This is a genomic window from Vibrio sp. Vb1554 (assembly GCF_033344235.1).
Genome location: NZ_JAWPOJ010000025.1, coordinates 14,727 through 33,415, shown reverse-complemented (window position 1 = coordinate 33,415; position 18,689 = coordinate 14,727). Strand labels below are relative to the sequence as shown.

Annotated in this window: 19 protein-coding genes; 1 reads left to right on the top strand and 18 read right to left on the bottom strand. The window is 46.4% G+C overall.

What is annotated here, in order from left to right; all coding sequences use genetic code 11:
* Positions 1-3 precede the first annotated feature (3 nt).
* The 17 genes from R8N28_RS18320 to R8N28_RS18240 all read right to left on the bottom strand — a co-directional run bounded on the left by R8N28_RS18320 (position 4) and on the right by R8N28_RS18240 (position 17,609).
* Positions 4-1,116, bottom strand: coding sequence for a protein-glutamate methylesterase/protein-glutamine glutaminase (locus R8N28_RS18320; protein WP_005380504.1), 1,113 nt, complete (start codon positions 1,114-1,116; stop codon positions 4-6).
* A 29-nt stretch (positions 1,117-1,145) separates the two neighbouring features.
* On the bottom strand, positions 1,146-3,386 hold the full coding sequence (locus tag R8N28_RS18315; RefSeq protein WP_005384459.1) for a chemotaxis protein CheA: 2,241 nt from the start codon (positions 3,384-3,386) through the stop codon (positions 1,146-1,148).
* Between the two features lie 9 nt (positions 3,387-3,395).
* Positions 3,396-4,136, bottom strand: a complete 741-nt coding sequence (locus R8N28_RS18310) for a protein phosphatase CheZ (protein ID WP_005380502.1) — start codon at positions 4,134-4,136, stop codon at positions 3,396-3,398.
* A 118-nt stretch (positions 4,137-4,254) separates the two neighbouring features.
* Positions 4,255-4,623 (bottom strand): chemotaxis response regulator CheY, encoded by a 369-nt coding sequence (gene cheY / locus R8N28_RS18305; protein ID WP_017635949.1) that lies wholly within the window; start codon positions 4,621-4,623, stop codon positions 4,255-4,257.
* Between the two features lie 45 nt (positions 4,624-4,668).
* On the bottom strand, positions 4,669-5,403 hold the full coding sequence (locus tag R8N28_RS18300) for an RNA polymerase sigma factor FliA (RefSeq protein WP_005380499.1): 735 nt from the start codon (positions 5,401-5,403) through the stop codon (positions 4,669-4,671).
* Positions 5,396-6,283, bottom strand: coding sequence for a MinD/ParA family protein (locus R8N28_RS18295; RefSeq protein WP_005380498.1), 888 nt, complete (start codon positions 6,281-6,283; stop codon positions 5,396-5,398). Before R8N28_RS18295 ends, R8N28_RS18300 begins: the two co-directional genes overlap by 8 nt.
* A 14-nt stretch (positions 6,284-6,297) precedes the next feature.
* Positions 6,298-7,815, bottom strand: coding sequence for a flagellar biosynthesis protein FlhF (gene flhF / locus R8N28_RS18290; RefSeq protein ID WP_025767171.1), 1,518 nt, complete (start codon positions 7,813-7,815; stop codon positions 6,298-6,300).
* A 28-nt stretch (positions 7,816-7,843) separates the two neighbouring features.
* The gene (flhA, locus tag R8N28_RS18285; RefSeq protein ID WP_025998722.1) at positions 7,844-9,943 is read right to left on the bottom strand and encodes a flagellar biosynthesis protein FlhA; all 2,100 of its coding nucleotides are present in this window, start codon (positions 9,941-9,943) and stop codon (positions 7,844-7,846) included.
* A 210-nt stretch (positions 9,944-10,153) separates the two neighbouring features.
* On the bottom strand, positions 10,154-11,284 hold the full coding sequence (flhB, locus tag R8N28_RS18280) for a flagellar biosynthesis protein FlhB (RefSeq protein ID WP_005380490.1): 1,131 nt from the start codon (positions 11,282-11,284) through the stop codon (positions 10,154-10,156).
* A 3-nt stretch (positions 11,285-11,287) separates the two neighbouring features.
* Positions 11,288-12,070, bottom strand: a complete 783-nt coding sequence (gene fliR / locus R8N28_RS18275) for a flagellar biosynthetic protein FliR (RefSeq protein WP_005384463.1) — start codon at positions 12,068-12,070, stop codon at positions 11,288-11,290.
* An 8-nt stretch (positions 12,071-12,078) separates the two neighbouring features.
* On the bottom strand, positions 12,079-12,348 hold the full coding sequence (gene fliQ / locus R8N28_RS18270; protein WP_005380488.1) for a flagellar biosynthesis protein FliQ: 270 nt from the start codon (positions 12,346-12,348) through the stop codon (positions 12,079-12,081).
* Positions 12,349-12,372: 24 nt separating this feature from the next.
* Positions 12,373-13,242, bottom strand: coding sequence for a flagellar type III secretion system pore protein FliP (gene fliP, locus R8N28_RS18265; RefSeq protein ID WP_053306691.1), 870 nt, complete (start codon positions 13,240-13,242; stop codon positions 12,373-12,375).
* The gene (gene fliO, locus R8N28_RS18260; RefSeq protein ID WP_005380480.1) at positions 13,229-13,642 is read right to left on the bottom strand and encodes a flagellar biosynthetic protein FliO; all 414 of its coding nucleotides are present in this window, start codon (positions 13,640-13,642) and stop codon (positions 13,229-13,231) included. The genes fliP and fliO overlap by 14 nt, the downstream gene beginning before the upstream one ends.
* 1 nt (position 13,643) lies before the next feature.
* Positions 13,644-14,054: a flagellar motor switch protein FliN gene (fliN, locus tag R8N28_RS18255; protein WP_065274748.1), complete on the bottom strand. Its 411-nt coding sequence runs from the start codon at positions 14,052-14,054 to the stop codon at positions 13,644-13,646.
* 58 nt (positions 14,055-14,112) lie between these two features.
* Positions 14,113-15,159, bottom strand: a complete 1,047-nt coding sequence (fliM, locus tag R8N28_RS18250; protein ID WP_005380478.1) for a flagellar motor switch protein FliM — start codon at positions 15,157-15,159, stop codon at positions 14,113-14,115.
* Between the two features lie 7 nt (positions 15,160-15,166).
* Positions 15,167-15,670, bottom strand: coding sequence for a flagellar basal body-associated protein FliL (gene fliL / locus R8N28_RS18245; protein ID WP_005380477.1), 504 nt, complete (start codon positions 15,668-15,670; stop codon positions 15,167-15,169).
* Between the two features lie 85 nt (positions 15,671-15,755).
* Complete coding sequence (locus R8N28_RS18240; protein WP_065274749.1) at positions 15,756-17,609, bottom strand: flagellar hook-length control protein FliK; 1,854 nt, start codon at positions 17,607-17,609, stop codon at positions 15,756-15,758.
* Between the two features lie 280 nt (positions 17,610-17,889).
* On the opposite strand from R8N28_RS18240, the gene R8N28_RS18235 reads away from it, so the two are divergent.
* On the top strand, positions 17,890-18,204 hold the full coding sequence (locus R8N28_RS18235; RefSeq protein ID WP_033907108.1) for an NIPSNAP family protein: 315 nt from the start codon (positions 17,890-17,892) through the stop codon (positions 18,202-18,204).
* A 40-nt stretch (positions 18,205-18,244) separates the two neighbouring features.
* Here the strand turns inward: R8N28_RS18235 and fliJ are convergent, their stop codons facing one another.
* Complete coding sequence (gene fliJ / locus R8N28_RS18230) at positions 18,245-18,688, bottom strand: flagellar export protein FliJ (protein ID WP_005380474.1); 444 nt, start codon at positions 18,686-18,688, stop codon at positions 18,245-18,247.
* Position 18,689: the final 1 nt, after the last annotated feature.

Genomic DNA, 18,689 nt, shown 5'->3' with positions numbered 1-18,689 from the left:
ATCCTAAGCTAGGCCAACTTCCACCAACATGCGTTCAGCAATGCGGTCAAGCGGTAAATCTTCTGAAGAAATGCCTGCTTTAGCAACCGCTTGGGGCATGCCATAAACAACACAACTTTCTTCATCTTGTGCCCAAATAGTTGAGCCTGAAGACTTCAACATGCGAGCGCCCTCACGACCGTCTGCACCCATGCCTGTCAACACTAAAGAGAGCACTTTGTCGCCATATACTTTTGCGGCAGAACCAAAAGTCACATCCACACATGGTTTGTAGTTCATGCGGTCGCCGCCATCAATAATGCGAAGACGAGCAGCGCCCGCTCGTCCATCCACCATCATTTGTTTCCCACCTGGTGCAAGGTATGCCACACCGGGCTGTAACACATCGCCATCTTGTGCTTCTTTCACTTGAATCTTGCACAAGGTGTTCAAACGACTGGCAAACGCAGCAGTAAACGTTGCTGGCATGTGTTGAATCAATACAATCGGATGCGGATAGTTCATCGGCAAACGCGTCAGAATTTTTTGTAGAGCAACGGGGCCACCTGTTGATGTGCCAATTGCCGTCAGTTGATACTTCTTACCAGAAGCACGGTACTTTGTCGCAGCAGGTCGAGTTGGTGTTGGAGTCACAGGTGAAGCCGTTCTTGAACCTAATGATCGAGTAGTCGTGCTGGTACTCGCTGTTGGGCGAGCGATAGGTCGACGCATGAAAGCGCGCTTCGAGGCAATCTGAATCACACGCTGTTGAAGTAATGACACCGCTTCTTCACGGTTACGCGCAATGTCCTCAAACTTTTTCGGTAAGAAGTCCAATGCGCCCGCATCTAGCGCATCAAGCGTAGCTTTCGCCCCGTCGTGGGTCAGGGACGAAAACATTAGAATTGGCGTTGGAGCAGCGGCCATTATTTCACGTACAGCTGTAATGCCATCCATCACTGGCATTTCAATATCCATCGTGATGACGTCAGGTTTGAGAGATTTGGCTTTCTCAACCGCCTCTCTACCATTTACCGCAACGTCAATCACTTCTAGGCGCGATTCTGAGTTGATGATTTCGCTCACGCGACGTCGGAAAAAACTCGAATCATCAACGACTAGTACTTTAATCGCCATCTTATTCCTTTTAATAACGTCAGCTTTGCTTAAAGGCGTGAAGCCGCAGCATATCGCTTAAGTAAATCAGGCACATCTAGAATTAATGCAATATGGCCATCGCTAGTAATTGTCGCACCAGCCATACCTGGAGTGCCCTGTAATAGATTATCGAGTGGCTTAATAACCACTTCTTCTTGACCAATAAGCGTATCCACAACAAAACCAACGCGCTGGTTACCAATCTGTACAATCACCACGTGACCGTGACCAGTACGCTCTTGGACGTTTTGCGATTTGGATGCCAACCAGTTTTGTAAGTAAAATAGTGGGATAGATTTCTCACGCACAATAATCGTCAGCTGACCATCTACCACGTTTGTACGACTAAGATCCAAGTGGAAAATTTCACTCACCGAAGCCAATGGTAGAGCAAAAGGATGACCGCCAACACCAACCATCAGAGTCGGTAAAATCGCTAACGTTAGTGGTACTTTGATCGTAATCTTAGTGCCCTTGCCTAGCTCAGAATCGATATCGATTGAACCGTTTAAGGTATTGATCGCCGTCTTAACCACGTCCATACCCACACCACGACCAGAGATGTCAGAAATTTTATCTTTACTTGAGAAACCAGGTGCGAAGATAAGGTTGAAGCACTCTTTATCTGTTAAACGTGCCGCCGCATCTTCATCCATCATGCCACGCTTCACCGCGATGCCACGCAGTTTGTTCGGGTCCATACCGCCACCATCATCTACGATGGATAGTTCAATATGGTCCCCTTCTTGCGATGCTGACAAAATCACTTTACCTGTGCGTGATTTGCCTGCCTTCGCGCGTGCGTCTGGCATTTCAATACCGTGATCAACCGAGTTACGCACCAAGTGAATCAACGGATCGGCCAATGCTTCTACAAGGTTTTTATCGAGATCGGTTTCTTCACCGCGCATTTCTAGCACGATGTCTTTATTTAGGTTACGAGCCAAGTCACGGACAACGCGTGGGAAACGGCCAAACACTTTCTTAATTGGCTGCATACGCGTTTTCATTACCGCGCCTTGTAGATCCGCAGTTACCACATCAAGGTTAGCGACCGCTTTGGACATCTCTTCGTTGTCGCTATTCAAACCAAGGCTTAGTAGACGGTTACGCACCAATACGAGCTCACCCACCATGTTCATGATGGTATCAAGCGTCGAGGTATCAACACGAACGGTTGCTTCAGCCTGAGGTTTTTTAACCGCTGGTGCTTTGGCTTCTTCTTTTACCGCGACTGGTTTAGATTCTGGCTTTGGTGCTGGCGCTGCTTGAACAGGTGCAGGCTTAGCAACAGGCTCAGGTTTCGCAGGGCTTTGCTCTACGTTTGCTGAAGCAGGCTTCGTTGCCATGTCCAATTCTTCTAGCGTTGGGCCTTTACCTGAACCATGTAGCTCATCGAGTAACTTTTCGAACTCTTCGTCCGTCATTAAGTCACTGTCTTGATTTGATGAAGATGCCACTGGAGCGGAAGGCTCTGCCGCTTTAGGTGGCTCTACTGGTACGGATGCAGATGCAGCAGCCTCTGCCGTAGAAGGGCTTTTTCCTACACCGTGCAGTTCATCGAGTAAGCGTTCAAACTCATCATCAGTGATATCACCACTTTCAACTGATGGTGCACTCGATTGAGGCGGTTCAGATGGCGTTGTAGGTGTCGCAGACATTGAGGTGCCTGGCGCTGAACCTTTACCATGAAGCTCATCAAGTAGCTTTTCGAATTCGTCTTGGGTAATTTCATCAACAGAGCCGACACTTGATGGTGCTGACGGCGCAGCAGGTTCTTCGATGATAGGCTCGGGAATAATAGGCTCTGGAGTAGCCACTGGTTCTTCAACTACGGTTGCCGCTACTTCATCTTCTGACTCAGGTTTGCATAGACGATGAAGTTCTTCAAGAAGCTCAGGGTCCGCAGCTTCTAACGGCTCACGATCTTGAACAGCCTGGAACTGGGTATTAACCGTATCCAAGGCTTTTAGCATCGTATCCATTAAGTTTTGCGTTACCGTGCGTTGACCGTTTCGTAAAACGTCGAACACGTTCTCCGCACCATGACAAGTATCGACTAGCTCTGCCAATGAAAGGAAGCCGGCACCGCCTTTTACGGTATGAAACCCGCGGAAAATAGCATTAAGTAAGTCTTTGTCTTCTGGGTTATTTTCCAATTCAACCAACTGCTCAGAAAGCAGCTCGAGAATTTCCCCAGCCTCAATGAGAAAGTCCTGAAGAATATCTTCGTCTAAATCGTAGCTCATACGTTACCTTTAAAATCCAAGACTGGACAACAAGTCATCGACTTCGTCCTGCGATGAAACCGCATCTTCTCTCAGTTCTGGATGAAGAATCGGGCCTTCGGCTTCGCTTGTTTGTGTATTCTTTTTATCTGCCGGTTCTGACAAAACTTGAATATGTTCTTCAAGTTTATTTCCAGAGAATACGGTTAGGATTTCCACTAAGCGGCCTTCAACTTCATTAACCAACGTAATTACGCGGCGAATGATTTGGCCAGTTAGGTCTTGGAAGTCTTGCGCCATGAGAATTTCGGTCAATTGGCCGCGCAATTCAGTGCTGTCACCTTCGACTTGCACTAATAGCCCGTCGATTCGGTGGCACAGTGCTTTAAATTCGCTTAATTCTATGCGCCCGTGCATGAGTTCATTCCATTGAGGACGAACTTTTAGAAGGCAATCATGCAGGTTGTCAGCGATAGGAAGGCAGCAGTCGACCGCATCCATTGTTTTGTTGGCTGCAAGCTCTGTCTTCTCGATCACATAATTGAGACGATCCCTAGCGTTAGGGATTTCGTCTTTCGCAATTTCGGTCATGCGCTGATCGAGACTGAACTGCTTGAGTGATTCGTGAAGGTCTCGAGTTAACGCTCCAATTTCTTGCAGCATTGGGTTATCGGCACCTTCGTAGATCGAGGCAACAAGCATATTGGCTTGGTCTTGTTCCCCGTTTTCTAGCATTTGAACGAGTGACTTCGCCTGCTCTAGTGAGATCATTCTGAATAGACCCTTTTACGTTTAGTTCTTCTTATCACTTTGAAAACGCTAAACGAGTCATTTAATAGGTATTTAATAATTGGTATGAATGACTCGAATAACAAAGAGAAAGAGAGAGTTATAAACGCTCGAAAATTTTATCTAATTTTTCTTTTAATGTTGCAGCAGTAAATGGCTTAACAATGTAGCCGTTTACACCTGCTTGAGCAGCTTCAATGATCTGCTCACGCTTCGCTTCAGCCGTGATCATTAGAACTGGCAGATGCTTAAGTTCTGCATCCGCGCGGATGTGTTTAAGCAAATCGATGCCTTGCATACCTGGCATGTTCCAGTCAGTTACAACAAAATCGAAGTCACCTTTTTTCAGCATTGGTAATGCGGTTAAACCATCGTCCGCTTCTTGAGTGTTATTGAAACCCAAGTCACGAAGCAGGTTTTTAACAATACGGCGCATTGTTGAGAAATCATCAACAATAAGGATCTTCATGTTTTTATTCAAAATTGCCTCCACTGAATCGTAAAATCAGTGTTTTTAGTCATTTTGTGTCCACGCACTGAGCTTGGTACGTAAACGTTGCATCGCTTGACTCAGTATTTGACTTACGCGAGATTCGCTTACGCCTAACACATCGCCAATTTCTTTCAAATTGAGTTCTTCATCATAATAAAGCGAAAGAACCAAAGCTTCACGCTCTGGAAGCTGTTTTATTGATTCAACCAGTGCTTTTCGAAATGATTCATCAACTACCCCTTTGAATGGGTTGCTGTCATCGGTTTCATCCGCCGGTGAAATCACATCATCAGAAACGCCTAAATCTTCAATACCGACTAATTTTGAGCAGTTGATATCGGTAAGAGCACTATGATATTGATCCAGTGTCATACCGAGATGCGTGGCTACTTCAGAATCAGTAGGATCTCGATTTAATTCGCCTTCCAGCTCCGCAATCGCTTGGTTAATCTCTCGATTATTTTTATGAACAGAACGCGGTACCCAATCGCCTTTACGCATGTCATCTAACATTGCGCCACGAATACGGATACCTGCATAAGTTTCAAAGCTCGCACCTTTAGAACCATCATAATTCTGCTGAGCTTCGATAAGACCGATCATGCCGGCCTGAATTAAATCCTCTACCTGAACACTCGGCGGTAAACGGCCTAGTAGGTGGTGAGCAATGCGCTTAACCAACACTGAATAACGTTCAATGAACGCCTGCTGGCTATTAAATTTGCCATGTTGGTCATAGGTTATCGCTTTATTCACCAAAAGGGTCCTCTGCGAATTCGGTACGATTTAGCAACCTTTCCACAAAAAATTCCAAGTGTCCACTTGGTGTTTTCGGTAGTGGCCACGTCAACGCTTTGTTTGCTAGTGAGCTGATAGCTAAAGCGGCAGGCGAGCGTGGGAACGCATCAACGACAATTTTTTGTCTTTTTACAGCCTGTCGTACTTTATCATCTAATGGAATACATGCTACGAGTTCAAGGCTAACATTCAAGAATCGCTCTGTGACTAGTGTCAACTTTGCAAACAATTCTCGCCCTTCACGGTAGCTTCTGACCATATTTGCTACAACTTTAAAGCGTTGAACTTGGTGTTCTTTACTCAACAGCTTGATTAATGCATAGGCATCTGTGATTGACGTCGGTTCATCACACACAACTACAACCACATCTTGAGCTGCTCGCGAAAAACTGATTACCATGTCAGAGATACCAGCAGCGGTATCAATCAGCAGGACATCCATTTCGTCTTCAAGACTACCAAATGCTCGGATGAGTCCGGCATGCTGAGCGTGAGAAAGCTCTGTCATGCTCTGTGTGCCAGAAGTTGCAGGAATTATCTTTATACCATAAGGCCCTTCGACAATCGCATCTTTTAGCTCACATTCACCCGCTAAGACATGTCCTAGATTACGTTTTGCACGAATTCCGAGCATCACGTCCACATTGGCCAGACCTAAATCAGCGTCGAGAACCATCACCTTCTTGCCTTGGCGAGCCATACAAATCGCCAGACCCAGTGTTACGTTTGATTTCCCCACACCACCTTTGCCGCCAGTAACAGCAATCACTTTGGTCAACGATGGTTGTGTTAAGCGACGGAGGCCGCTTGCTTGATCGTGTATCATATTCTCAGTCATAGTAGTCCGCCGCCTTAGAGTCCTTCACTGTCACTGTTCCAAAAGTGAGGTTCGTTCTCTGTCGACTTCTCTAACAGTTCATTTGCTTTCGCAAGCATATATTTTGGTTGCGCTATCACAATGTCTTCTGGTACGCGCTGACCATTAGCGATGTAAGCTACTGGCATTGCGTTTTGAATCACTACACTGATGAATTCGCCTAGGCTTAATGACTCATCAAGCTTCGTCATAATACAACCCGAAAGTGGTATACGTCGGAAGTGATCCAGCGTTTCTTGTAAAACACGACGTTGTGCGGTAGCCGGCAAAACAAGGTAGCTGTGAATCACTTCTCCGCTCTCTTGCATTAGAGTGTCGAGCTGCTCGGAAAGCCTCACATCTCGTTGCCCCATCCCTGCCGTATCGACCAAAATCAGTCTTCTGTTTCTTAGCTGATATATAACATCGGCTAACTCGTTAGAATCTTTAGCAACTCTTACGGGACAACCCATGATTCTTCCATAAATTGAGAGCTGCTCATGTGCACCTATGCGATATGTATCTGTTGTCACAAGGGCCACATTGTCGGCACCGTATTCCATGGCTGCGCGTGCTGCGAGTTTCGCTACGGTCGTTGTTTTCCCAACCCCCGTCGGACCCAACAATGCGACTACGCCACCACGTTTTAAAATGTCCTGTTTAGGAATATTGATTTGGTCCGCCACCAGCGACAATAACGCTTTCCACGCTCGCGCTGGCTTTGTATCTTCCGGGATGTAACAGGCCATCTGGTCTGCTAACTCCGGAGAAACGCCCATTCGCTCTAAGCGCTTAATCAGCATTGCTCTTAGCGGCTCACGGCGTTCTACTTCTTGCCACATCAGGCCAGAAACTTGGTGCTCCAACAGACGACGAATTGACGTCATCTCTTCGCGCATGCTTTCTAGCTCATCGGCCGATTCGTCACGCTCATCACTTGGGCGACGTCGGTCATAGCGCGTCGGGTCCAGCTTGGGCGTCGGACGTTCAAATCGATTGTCCTGTGCGATTAGCTTCGCCAAAGGTGAATCTGGTTGATATGGCGCTGGCTTTTCTTGGTTGTAGCCGTCGCGATGCTTATTTTGGCGTTGCAGCAAAGCAGAGAGCGAATCTTCATTTTCCGCTACGTGGTCGTCAGCATCTGCTGCACCACCGCTATATTGCTTAAGCATATTAGCGAATCGCTGCGTCATTGAGCCTGTTTTTTCATTGTTACTGTTATTACTGTTCAGGCTAATTTTATCTTCATCTAAATGACGATCTTGGTAACGATCAGCAGAAGACGATGACATTTGACGATGTTCGTTATAGCGATTCGTTTGAGAAGCACCGCGATTTTGCTGTGACGCTGCGCTTGCTTGAGACGGATTAGATTCACTATCTATCGCCGCAACAATCGCTACTCCACCAGCCACTTTCTTGTTTGACATGATCACCGCTTCCGCGCCTAACTCCTCTTTCACTTGGAGCAGCGCCGTTCTCATGTCTTTGGCAAAAAATCGCTTTATTTTCAAACTATGAATCCATTAATGATGCGTGAGATCAGTTACCCACGGCTTGCACAATTCTGATCTGTTTTTCATCCGGGATTTCTTGGTAAGACAGTACCCGGAGATTAGGTATTGTGTTCTTCACAAATTTAGCCAACGTCGAGCGTAATACACCGGAAGTAAGCAGAACGGCAGGTTCGCCTTTCAGTTCTTGTTCCTGTGTCGCTTGGCTTAGTGAAGACTGCAATCGCTCAGCGAGTCCCGGTTCAATCCCCGCGGATTCGCCTCCTGATGCTTGCATAGTTTGATGCAATATTTGTTCCAGTTCGGGTATCAAAGTAATCACTGGTAGCTCAGGCTCTATACCATTGATTTCTTGAACAATTAGGCGTTTAAGACTAATTCGAACTGCTGCCGTCAATATGTCAGCTTCTTGACTCTTACTTGAGTACTCAGCCAAAGTTTGAACAATCGTGCGAATATCGCGGATTGGAATGGCCTCGTTTAACAAGTTTTGTAGGACTTTCACCACCACACCTAATGGTAATTGGTCAGGAACAAAGTTCTCGACCAACTTAGGCGCGCTGCGTCCCAACATTTCTAATAAATTCTCTACTTCTTCATGGCCAATTAGCTGTGATGCGTTGTTGGTCAATAGCTGGCTTAGGTGCGTCGCTAATACCGTTGATGAATCAACAACCGTATAACCCAGAGCCTGCGCGTGCTCTCGCTGATCTTCTCGGATCCATACGGCTTCCAGTCCAAAAGCAGGGTCAATGGTTGGCTCACCATCAATCATGCCATACACCTGACCTGGGTTAATCGCTAGCTCTTGATCCGGACGAATCTCTGCTTCGCCCACCGCAACCCCCATCAATGTAATTCGGTAACTGTTTGGGGTCAGCTCAAGATTGTCACGAATATGAACCGCTGGAATTAGGAACCCAAAATCTTGCGATAACTTTTTACGCACGCCTTTTACGCGCTCTAACAGTTCCCCACCTTGGTCTCTGTCCACCAAAGGGATTAAGCGATAACCGACTTCCAAGCCAATAATATCGACTGGCTGGACGTCATCCCAAGACAGTTCGCGCTGTGAGGAAGGTTCTGTACCTTCGTCTGCTGTTGCTGGTAAAGCGGGCTCTTTCGCTTTCTGCTTCTGCCGTTTGTCGATGAAATATGCCGCTGCACCGGCCGCGACTGCCAGGCTCAAAAACGCAAAGTGTGGCATGCCCGGTACGATGCCCATCACACCAAGAATAGCCGCAGTAATCATCAGCGCTTTTGGGTTGTCGAACATCTGGAAGACCAGTTGTTCCCCCATGTCTTCATCGGTGTTTTGGCGCGTCACCATCATTGCCGCTGCAATCGACAGCAATAGCGATGGGATTTGTGCGACCAAACCATCACCGATTGTCAGTAAGGTATAGATTTCAATCGCTTCACCGAAACCCAATCCATACTGCGCCATACCGATCGACAGACCGCCGACGATGTTGATAAACAGAATCAAAATACCGGCAATCGCGTCACCTTTTACGAACTTCGAGGCACCATCCATCGAGCCATAGAAATCCGCTTCTTTGGTCACTTCAAAACGACGAACTCTTGCCTGCTCTTGGTCTATCAATCCGGCATTCAAGTCCGCATCAATCGCCATTTGCTTACCCGGCAACGCATCAAGCGTAAAGCGAGCACTTACCTCAGAGATACGACCCGCACCTTTGGTCACCACCATAAAGTTGATGATCATTAAGATGAGGAAAACCACTAGGCCGACCGCGTAGTTACCACCAATAACGACGTTACCGAACGCCTCAATTACGTTACCTGCCGCATTACCGCCTTCATGACCATGCAGTAAGACGACACGAGTCGAGGCAACGTTCAAAGCCAAGCGGAGCAACGTGGCGATCAGCAATACCGTTGGAAAAGCAGCGAAGTCCAAAGGGCGACGTGTGTAAACGGTCACTAACAACACCACCATCGACAGCGCGATGTTAAAGGTGAAGAACATATCCAGCAAAAATGCTGGAATCGGCAGTACCACCATCGCTAGGGTGGCCAAAACCATCACCGGAGCACCAATAGCTGGCATTTCACGTTGAGGGATTCGTGGCAATTTATCTGCAAACGGCAGGCTTAACTTCATACTGCGAGAGATCTCAATCGATTGAAGCGTCACGTAAGCTCTTACTATTAATACGCGACCGCTTTAGCCTAAAAGTTTAGGTAGGGTTGATAATTAAAGCGTTTTAAGCAATCTATGTACCAGAATTAGCGCCAAAATAATGACTAAACACTCAAATAGAGCTTAGCTTTTGATCAAACGAGCTTTTTTAAGGCTTTACCGCTTTTCGTATCAATGGCGGTGTTCGGGTGGGATTGGCAAATCATAATCTTGAATTTTGGGACGCTGTCCACCTCGTTTTCGGTATTGCTTCAATTGGAATACAAATGCCAAAACCTGAGCGACGGCAGTAAATAACCCATCGGGGATCTCTTGCTCGAGTTCTGTCGTGTGGTACAACGCACGAGCCAAAGGTGGTGCAGGCACAATCGTAATGTCATGTTCGCGGGCGACTTCTCGAATCTTCATCGCCATGTGGTCAGTACCTTTAGCGATCACGACTGGCGCACGGTCTGTCTTCTGTTTATAACGAAGCGCTACCGAGAAGTGCTCTGGGTTAGTAACAATAACATCAGCTTGAGGAACATCCGCCATCATTCGACGTTGAGCCGCTTCCCTTTGCAACATACGAATACGGCCTTTCACTTCCGGCTTACCTTCAGTCTCTTTGTATTCGTCTTTGACTTCTTGCTTCGTCATTTTTAACTGATCAGCGTGCTGCCAGATTTGAAATGGAATATCGATGGCAACCACAATCAATAGCGAGCAACTGATCAGCAAAATAAAGTTCAGCAAAATATCTAAAGCATGGAAGATGTTTTGCGGATACACATCCATGCTCAATTGAATCAGATCGGCCTGCGATGCTTGGATCAAATAGATGGCGACACCAGTGACCAGAACCACTTTAAGGATTGATTTGATCAACTCTACCCAGCTTTGCATTCCAACCATTCGCTTTAAGCCGCTAAGCGGATTCATTTTCGACAGCTTGGGCATGGCCGCTTGGGCAGAAAAACTGATTCCTCCCACACCTGCTGCTCCAATCATGGCAGCGGTAAACAATGTCGCTAACACCAAAAATAGTGGGAACAACAAATCACTCATCGCGCCCAAAGCGATATCAAACAGTTTTGCAGTATCGAAAATCTCTTCTCGTTGAAGATCAAATAAACGGCTCATTATGGAAAACAATGAACGTGCTAACGCCTCGCCAAACCACATCAATGAAATGGCGCCAACGATCAGCACAGATGCTGATGCCAGCTCTTTAGATCGAGCGACCTGCCCCTTTTCTCTGGCTTGTTGTAACCGTCGGGGCGTGGCTTCTTCGGTGCGTTCCTGACCGTCTGATTCTGCCAAATCTTAGCACTCCAAGCGAATAAGCCGACAAATCTGCGCCTCACCCACTGTCCAGAACATTTCATAATGACTGTATAGACCAGCCAGTATGTACCAACAAAGTAATAGACCCACCATCAAAGCAAAAGCAAAACCAAGCGAGAAGATATTCAGCTGTGGTGCGGCACGGGTCATTACACCAAACGACAAGTTAATGGTCAGTAGCGCAATAATGCCAGATAGAGACATACTCAGTGCCGTTTGGAACATAATACCAAGCCAGCCTGCCATTTCACGGAAATCAACCGCGTTGAGCGAGCCGGAGCCAATCGGCAAAGTTTTAAAACTGAACACCACCAATTGCAGCATTTTTAAGTGTCCATCGGTGGCAAGGAAAAACATTGTCGTTAAGAACATGAATAACTGGCCAAGCAATGGCGTGTTCTGACCATTTGCGGGATCAACCATAGAAGCAAAGCCCAAACTTGATTGCATACCCAATATTTGACCAAGTAGGACAAAGGTTTGAATCATAAATTGAGTAACCATACCCATCGCTATGCCGATGATCATTTGCTCGGCAATGGTCATGAAGCCACGAAACGAGAGTAGCTCAATGTCTTGAGGTACGGCGGGGATAGCTGGCATGACAGCGAAAGTGATGGCTAAACCGAGGTAAAGGCGGATTCTTGGCGAAACAAATCGGGCCCCGGTTACTGTCATCACCATCAACATGGATGAGATACGAACATAGGGCCAGAAGTAGTTTGCGATCCAATCTAAGACAACGCTAGTGGGGTACTCCATAGGCGCCTCTAATAAAGCACCTGAGGTAAGCGTTCAATCAAGCCATAGAAATATTCCATCAACATTTGCGTCATCCAATGCCCAAACAGCATCAGGGCCAAAAGCGTGACAATCAAACGCGGTAAGAAGCTCAATGTTTGTTCGTTGATGGATGTCGCAGCTTGAAAAATCGCGACTACAAGGCCGATAAGCAAGCTTGGGATGATAATAGCGCAGACCATGATAAGCACCATCCAAAGTGCTTCACGGAAAAGCTCGACAAACATTTCTGGTGTCATGTCTTATCCTCTATCTGCGCTTATCTAAAGGGCAAAGCTGCCCGCAAGTGTCGAGAGTATCAAGTTCCAACCATCGACCAATACGAACAACATCAACTTGAACGGCAACGAAACAATCATTGGTGACAACATCATCATACCCATTGCCATCAGTACCGAAGCGACTACAAGGTCAATAATCAAAAACGGCAAGAAGAGCATAAAGCCAATTTGGAATGCAGTTTTTAGCTCTGAGGTGATAAAAGCCGGAATCAACACCGCCATCGACACATCTTCTGGATTCTCGACTTGCTCTCCTGACATGGTTACAAACGTCTCCAAATCTTTGATTCGGGTCTGTTTAAGCATAAATGCTTTCATTGGCGCTTGTGCAGCATCAAACGCTTCTCGCGCCGTAACTTGCTCGTTCAAATAAGGCTGAACAGCTTTGTCGTTGATTTCGTTCAGGACAGGAGACATAACAAAAAAGGTCAAAAACAGCGCAATACCAATAATGACCTGATTAGAAGGCGTTTGTTGCAAACCCATTGCCTGACGCAATATCGACATCACCACTACAATTCGAGTGAACGAGGTCATCAGAATCACCATGGCAGGCAAGAAGCCAAGCATGGTCATTAACGCTAAAATTTGTAGTGTAACCGAGTAGTCTTCACTGCCATCAGGGTTCGTGGTCATGGTGAATGCTGGAATACCACCGCCACTAGAAACGGACATAGCACGGCTAGCACCAGTATCACTTTGCATAGCCTGAACTGTAACACCACTTCCATCGGTTAAGTTATCTGGCAGCGCTGACTCCTCTGCTTCAGCAAAGGTAAATGAAGAAAACAGCACGCCGACAAAAAGTAACAACGTACTCAGGAGCAAACGAATTGGATTACCCTTTGTCATGTTTTTTGATCAGCTGGCTAAATTGAGTCGCAAAAGCATTGGTCGCCAACTCTTCCTCTTTCAGTGGCTTATCTAACTTGGCTAAAGTTTGGATCGATTGGCTAGTAATCCCAACCAAAAACTGTTCTTCACCCACTTGAACTACTGCGATTCTTTCTTTTGTACCCACTGGCAACTGACTCACTATACGCAAGCCCTTTTGTTGTCCCATCGCTGGCACTTGCATACGTTTCAGCAACCAAGCCAGCAAAAGAATCACGCCGATTACAAGCACAAGCGAGCCAAGTGTCGTCGCAAGATCCAGATTATTTGGTGCGGCAGCAAATGCATAAGGAGCACTTAGCATTAAGCTCAGTGCTCCAGTGATTTGCTTCAATCGCATTTTGATTGAACGACTCATCTTAACGCAGCTTCTTAATTCGTTCAGTTTGGCTGATCACATCCGTCAAACGGATACCAAACTTATCGTTGACGACCACGACTTCGCCGTGAGCAATCAAAGTACCGTTAACCAATACGTCGAGCGACTCACCGGCTAGACGATCCAACTCAACAACCGAACCTTGGTTAAGCTGCAACAGGTTCCGAATGCTAATTTGAGAACGACCGACTTCCATCGAAATCGTCACCGGGATATCCATAATAGTGTCGAGTTTACGACGCTCATCTTCGCTAATTGGGCTTGAAGTGTCTTTTAGCTCTTCCAGTGGCGCAGCCAATACTTCATCTACGTCTACAGAATGGGCAGACGGGTCTTCGCCAAGAGCGGCTGCCCATTCGTCTGCTAGCTTTTGATCGTCACTTGGTTCCATTTTTCTATCCTGTGTTACGCCTAACTCATGCCATAGCATGTCTGTTTAATAAGGTATCTTAATGGTCTATATCGTCTTCACTCTCAAGCTCGGACATGATGTCTTTACCTAAGAAAGCTAAATCTGTTTTGACGACATGTGGGCGCTCAATTTCCTCAGAAATTTGCACCGCTAATTTGTCTTCCGATCGACCCATTTTTACGCGATAGGTCGGTAGGTCTTCCACAAACATCGTCGCATGTTCTGGCATTTCAATCGGGATGATATCGCCCGGTTGCAGCTCCATGAGATCACGCAAAGAAATGTCTTTTTCGAGCAAGTTCACGCGGAAGTTAACCGGACAATCCATGATCTCTTCACGTAGTGCTGAGCTCCAGCGAACGTCCGTTTCCATCTTGTCGGACTGAACACCTGCATCCAATAGTTCACGGATAGGCTCAACCATGGAGTAAGGCATAACGACATGAAAATCGCCGCCACCGCCGTCAACTTCTATATGGAAGGAACTCACGACAATCACTTCTGTCGGGCTGACAATGTTTGCCATACTTGGGTTTACTTCAGAGTCGAGATATTCGAACTCTACCCCCATCACTGGCGACCACGCTTCTTTATAATCTTCAAATACAATTTTCAGTAACAACTGAATGATGCGGCGTTCCGTTGGGGTAAATTCGCGGCCTTCGATTTTGGCGTGGAATCGACCATCACCGCCAAAGAAGTTTTCTACCAGAATAAAGACTAAACGAGCCTCCATGGTGATCAACGCAGTGCCTTTTAACGGACGAAAACGCACCATGTTCAAACTGGTTGGCACGTACAATGTGTTCTGGTATTCACCAAACTTCATCATCTGCACGCCATTGATCGACACCTCTGCCGTTTTACGCAGCATATTAAACAGACTAATACGCATGTGCCGTGCAAAGCGCTCGTTGATAAGTTCGAGCGTCGGCATTCGACCACGTACGATTCTGTCTTGCGACGAGAAATCAAAATTGACGGCACCCTCAGTGTCGTTTTCTATCGGTTCATCGACGTCATCAACATCGTCAACCCCATGCAATAGCGCATCAATTTCGTCTTGGCTTAATAGATCGGTCACGTTTTACCTATTGAATAACAAAATCTGTAAACAGTACTTTTTCAATCACTGGCTTACCGACCGCAGCATTCAGCGCTGCTTTGATATCTTCGGAAGCACGATCGCGCAATTCCACTCGTCCTGTAGGAGAGCGCAATTGATCAACCGTCGCGGAAGCAAACGTTGATAGCATAGAGCTTTCAATCAGTGGCGAATGATACCGCGCCAACTCTTCATTTTCTGCACCGCGAACCATTAACTGCGCTTTAATTTGAACCAACCTATCGCGGCTATCCCCAGTAACGTTAAATACAAATGCCTGAGGAAGATTCACATACGCGATGGGCGCAGCATCCGATGCCTTCACTTGAGCCTGTTGAGACGATTCAGCCTGAGCAGGTTCATCAGAGCCCATTAGAAAAAATGCCGCTGCCCCGCCACCAAGTAGTAATACTACAACAGCGATGATGATGATAAGTAACTTGCTTTTTCCTTTCGGCGCATCGGCCCCTTGTAACTGTTCTTCTGCCATTCTTGTCTCTTATTGTTCTTTTGAGTTACCAAGACGTTTTAGTGAGTTGCTTGGTAACCGTATGCCATTGCCGTTAAACGGCCTTTTATGCGTAAAAACTAATTCCATCACGCTTTGAAGAGACATTCAAATCCAGGTTGACATCAGATTCAAAACCCTCTTCGGACTGTCCAGAAAAACCGCCACTTTGCGCGCTTTGACCATGTTGTTCAGCAGTATACCTACCTTGCTGTTGCCCGCTGTTTTGTTGCTGGACGGAAGAATCAGCCAGCTGCATACCTTGTTGCGCTAGCATTTCTCTCAAACGAGGGAGCGTCTGTTCAATAATGTCACGAGCTTGCGGGTTGTTCACTGTAAAATGTACATTGGCAACGTCGTTATTCATGGTCATACGAATTTGCATACGACCTAACTCTGGTGGATCAAGACGAATATCGAGATTTTTCAGATTCTTCGACATCATCATTTGCACTTTTTCCGCAACTTGCTCGTTGGCTAGCTCTTTAGTTAGTTGCAACGGAAGCTGAGCTTGTTGTGCAGCATCAATACGCGCTTGTTGCTGTACATTAATTCCTTGCTGACCTGCCATAGCCTGAAGCTGTCCAGCGAAACCGTGTTGGAGGTCCGGCTTATCTTGTTTATCAGCAGTCGCCTTTAGCGCACCAGTCGCCAATGCTGCGTTCATCACTTTCTGGCTAATCTCTCCGTCTTTCACACCTTGAAGCGACGTCGGCACTTGCGCGGCTATCAACGTATCAGGCGTTGGAGATAATGCGACTTTATCTCCACTATGAGCAGTTTGTGGCTGGGGTACTTGAGCCGCTGTATGCTGGATTTGCTGAGACACTGCCATAGGTCCAGCCTGGCGAGTTAAATTATGTTGTACTTGTTGCTCTGCGAGAATCTGTTTAATGTCATTAGGGAGCGCAACAAATTGGGCAAGGTCTTGATCAGGAATATCCGCCGTGATCCTTCCTTGTTTCAACCCTTCAATGATCTGAGCTTCTTGCTGAGTCAGTGGTTTTCCTTGCGCCAACTTAGTATCTATAACTTCAAGCTCATCCAAGGAGACTCGTGGAAGCGCGTCGATGTTGGAACCATCAACGTCTGTTAACAACGGCGACAGATCATTAGCTACTTCACCACTGACTGCGCTCTTATCCGTCGGATGGCTGGCTTGTTTCGCTAGCTCTTGCCAAGCAGCAAACTCAGGCGAAAGTTTGTCGACATCGATAGGTTGACCATTCTTATCTAAAATTGGCTCTAAGTCTTGTCCTGGGATCATCTGTGCTTGTTCAAGCGAATGAACTGATGGCGTTTCATTCAAAGCCAGCTCATCAAGGTGTGTCGAAACGGTTGCTTGCTCGTGGAACGAATGCACTAAATTCGCGCTCTGAGGCAAAACTTTGCCACTATCGATGGATGCATTACTCGCATTCAGGGTTTGATTCGCTTGTTCAATTCGACCAAGAAGCTGTTGTCCTTCGCCCATCGTGCTTTTTACGTCCACTGTATTTGATGGGTTGCTCGTATCGATTGATGTTGATTTCACTTTTTCAATAGCTTCAACATCATTCTCCAAAGGTGTGCTGTTACTCGCCTTTTGTAAACTTGCTTCTTCACTTAAGGTTGCATTCGGTTTGTTTGCTGATATTTCATCAAAACCATGGGTCTCGTCACTGACGGATTCTTGGCTTTCTTGCGCCAACAATTCGTCCGAGACGTTAGCAGAAGAAGTACTGCCTACATCCGCTCTTTCTTTTTCTTCAACCACTGTCGATTCTGTTGCTACTTTTTCGGGCTTTTGTTTACCAGCAAACGCATCGGTTAACGTTTCTAAAAATCCCTTGCTCTCAGTGCTCTCTGCGGACGCTTTAGCGGACACATCAGAAACTGGCGTCTTGGTAGTCGCAGATACATGGGACAAATTCACACTCATTTAGAAACTCTCGTTCTCGTGGCTCTGAGTATATCGCTGGCAGGCAGCAATACTGGCGGCAAACTAAGGTCAAAAAGACCCGACACTGACAGCTAAAATGCAAAAATCACACCACAATATTGGGCCAATTCTCGGCAAGCTAATAGATGGCATGTTTATGGAACAAACATCAACAATACTATCCGATAACCTGGTTCCTAACATGATGTACAGCTACTTGATTGACTTTGAAAAACGATAAGCGTAAACAGACACTTGGCTTAACAATTAAGGAATCACTTTGAAGATCACAGAATTACGCCAATATAGAATCAGAGCAGGCAAAACAGAACAGTGGCTAAGTTGGATGAAGGAAGAACTGTTGCCCTATCAACGCTCACAAGGCATGCGTGTACTGAATACTTACGTCCACACTGGTGATGATGGACATGACTATTTTGTTTGGCTTCGAGAGTTCGACAATGAACAAGCACGCCAGGCTCTCTACGAAAAAACATACAACGAGTGGTGGGTTCGCGAGATTCGACCGAAGGTATTTGAGCTAATTGAACAAGACTCAATCAAAGTTACCTTACTTGAAACGGTAGAGATGTAGTCAACTGCAACACCGTAATGCAACATCGAACCGATAACCTTTAGAAACGATGTGGTTTTCGACTGTAAAGTAAGGTGGAAAACTCGTCCATTTGCTTTTGTTCGCGCTTAGCTTCAGCAAGTTGTTTCTCTTTTTCGCGTTTGTCTATCATCCACTCATAGGATTTGCGTTCTTTACGCACGGTTAACCAATATTCTTTACAGTTTTCAACCTGCTCTTTGAAATGACTTTCTGCTTGCTTTTGCTTAGATAAAGTTTCATCTAGCTGGGTAAGGAATCGATTTAGGTGTCCATATTGACTTGCCGTTAGGCCCGCCTGACCACGGTCGACGAGTTGCTGGCAATAATCAAGCCGATACTTTTCAATTTGTTCAACCTGACGGTAATAATCTTCGAGTTCAGAACGCGCTTTGTTCAGTGCAAGCACAGCTTGGTCTTCACGATCCTTAGTTTGCTCAAGTAGAAACTCCATCGCATTATTCACG

What these genes read in the sequence shown, in the direction of transcription:
- fliO (WP_005380480.1), bottom strand. Translation starts at nt 13,642, where the DNA reads ATGAGTCGTTCAATCAAAATGCGATTGAAGCAAATCACTGGAGCACTG.
- R8N28_RS18310 (WP_005380502.1), bottom strand. Translation starts at nt 4,136, where the DNA reads ATGATCTCACTAGAGCAGGCGAAGTCACTCGTTCAAATGCTAGAAAAC.
- R8N28_RS18295 (WP_005380498.1), bottom strand. Translation starts at nt 6,283, where the DNA reads ATGACTGAGAATATGATACACGATCAAGCAAGCGGCCTCCGTCGCTTA.
- fliL (WP_005380477.1), bottom strand. Translation starts at nt 15,670, where the DNA reads ATGGCAGAAGAACAGTTACAAGGGGCCGATGCGCCGAAAGGAAAAAGC.
- R8N28_RS18320 (WP_005380504.1), bottom strand. Translation starts at nt 1,116, where the DNA reads ATGGCGATTAAAGTACTAGTCGTTGATGATTCGAGTTTTTTCCGACGT.
- fliQ (WP_005380488.1), bottom strand. Translation starts at nt 12,348, where the DNA reads ATGACACCAGAAATGTTTGTCGAGCTTTTCCGTGAAGCACTTTGGATG.
- flhA (WP_025998722.1), bottom strand. Translation starts at nt 9,943, where the DNA reads ATGAAGTTAAGCCTGCCGTTTGCAGATAAATTGCCACGAATCCCTCAA.
- R8N28_RS18315 (WP_005384459.1), bottom strand. Translation starts at nt 3,386, where the DNA reads ATGAGCTACGATTTAGACGAAGATATTCTTCAGGACTTTCTCATTGAG.
- fliP (WP_053306691.1), bottom strand. Translation starts at nt 13,242, where the DNA reads ATGACAAAGGGTAATCCAATTCGTTTGCTCCTGAGTACGTTGTTACTT.
- cheY (WP_017635949.1), bottom strand. Translation starts at nt 4,623, where the DNA reads ATGAAGATCCTTATTGTTGATGATTTCTCAACAATGCGCCGTATTGTT.
- R8N28_RS18240 (WP_065274749.1), bottom strand. Translation starts at nt 17,609, where the DNA reads ATGAGTGTGAATTTGTCCCATGTATCTGCGACTACCAAGACGCCAGTT.
- fliN (WP_065274748.1), bottom strand. Translation starts at nt 14,054, where the DNA reads ATGGAACCAAGTGACGATCAAAAGCTAGCAGACGAATGGGCAGCCGCT.
- fliR (WP_005384463.1), bottom strand. Translation starts at nt 12,070, where the DNA reads ATGGAGTACCCCACTAGCGTTGTCTTAGATTGGATCGCAAACTACTTC.